This window comes from Vibrio sp. Vb0937, assembly GCF_033338855.1.
In genome coordinates, this window is record NZ_JAWOTK010000178.1 from 1 (window position 1) to 1,461 (window position 1,461).

Consider the following 1,461-nt stretch of genomic DNA (forward strand, 5'->3'; position numbering starts at 1 on the left):
ACCTTCTGGCGTTTGAACACTGAGCGTATTCCCATCCAGTAATCCAAAACTTCTTGGTAAACCATTACGCGGGAAAGTCATTGAACCAGGGTTAAAGATCACCACACCCTCTTTCATTTCGGCTACGGGAACATGCGTATGACCATGAGCGATGATGTCGCCCTCTCGCAAAGGCGGTCTTTTATCGCTGTTGTACAAATGGCCATGCGTCAGAAAGATTCGCTTACCAGACTCTAGCAATACCCATGCGTAATCCATCATCATTGGGAAGTTCAGCAGCATTTGATCTACTTCGCTGTCACAGTTACCGCGTACGGAGATGATTTGCTGACTGTATTGGTTGAGAAGCTCCGCCACTTGGGGCGGGTTATACCCTTCCGGAATCGGGTTGCGTGGTCCGTGGTTCAACGTGTCACCCAACAGCACCAAATGCTTTGCACCTGATGCTAGGAATAACTTGATGGTTTCTTCGGTTGCCGGCAAAGAGCCATGCAGGTCTGAGGCAAAAAATAGTTTCACGACGTTGTCTCCTCAAAATGTATGAGGCTATTCTACGGCATTCTGACGTATGCTCAACCGACTTCCCGATTACTGATGACGCACAGTCTCAATCAGCATTGGTAGCAAATGGAACCAAGCAAAATATCCGGCACCGACTAAAACTAATGTCCAAAAAACCATCGAAATGAACTTCGACTTCGCTAAATGGTGTAACGGGTCCGGTTCCCCACACCCTGGACATGTGTGAGCACGTTTCGATATTTGTTTCTCACACACAGGGCAAGAGACTAAAGGCATGATTTAAATTCCTCAACTATATGCTTAGGGCACAAAGAATAGCGCCTGTGAAAATATATGCAACATCACTAATAATCAATATCTTAGAGATTGACGCATGTCGCTGACTTGAGAAAAATATTACGCATGTTACTTACACAGTTTAGCCATCCTCTCTGACCATGCCATTAATCACGATATTGTTGTAACTCACCATGCCGATCACTTCGCCATCTTCAATCACGGGCGCGCGGCTGATCCCAAATCGCTCAAACAGACGAGCACAGTATTTAACGTTCATATCTGGATCGACACACAAAGCAGGCTTAGTCATGATTTCGTAGATATTGGTGCGCTGAGGGGCACGGTTATTTGCCAACACTTTCTTCGCAATATCATTCATTAGCACAATGCCGTATTCGTCGTTGTCATCGCGCTTTTTGACCACCAGCGCTTTCACTTGATACTTCTTTGCCAGAGTAATGCCTTCGTATACGGTCATCAGTCCATCTACCATAACGTAAGTAGCAGCCATGACATCCCTTACTCGTACTATCGTTTGATTACTCATAGTTCATCCTCAACCACCTTGGTCAACGTTTCGACTTGATGCGCAACACCTACGGCATCCTCGATATCAATTTGAATCGCAATCCCCTGCCCCGACTCTCGGTCAAACTCTCC

3 protein-coding genes and 1 pseudogene are annotated in these 1,461 nt (G+C 46.1%); all 4 read right to left on the reverse strand.

The annotated features are described in order from the left end of the window. Nucleotides 1-519 (reverse strand): phosphodiesterase (yfcE, locus tag R7P67_RS24200; RefSeq protein ID WP_318086240.1); only part of this gene is annotated, 519 nt, incomplete at its 3' end. Between the two features lie 69 nt (nt 520-588). Further along, on the reverse strand, nt 589-798 hold the full coding sequence (locus tag R7P67_RS24205; RefSeq protein WP_011105727.1) for a hypothetical protein: 210 nt from the start codon (nt 796-798) through the stop codon (nt 589-591). Between the two features lie 142 nt (nt 799-940). Further along, nucleotides 941-1,348: a CBS domain-containing protein gene (locus R7P67_RS24210; protein WP_005454537.1), complete on the reverse strand. Its 408-nt coding sequence runs from the start codon at nt 1,346-1,348 to the stop codon at nt 941-943. After that, nucleotides 1,345-1,461 (reverse strand): annotated as a pseudogene (locus tag R7P67_RS24215) (P-II family nitrogen regulator); the annotation flags it as partial. The gene R7P67_RS24210 and the pseudogene R7P67_RS24215, both read right to left, overlap by 4 nt.

Bases quoted from the DNA above. Each gene is read 5' to 3' on its own strand.
- R7P67_RS24205 (WP_011105727.1), bottom strand. From the start codon at position 798: ATGCCTTTAGTCTCTTGCCCTGTGTGTGAGAAACAAATATCGAAACGT.
- R7P67_RS24210 (WP_005454537.1), bottom strand. From the start codon at position 1,348: ATGAGTAATCAAACGATAGTACGAGTAAGGGATGTCATGGCTGCTACT.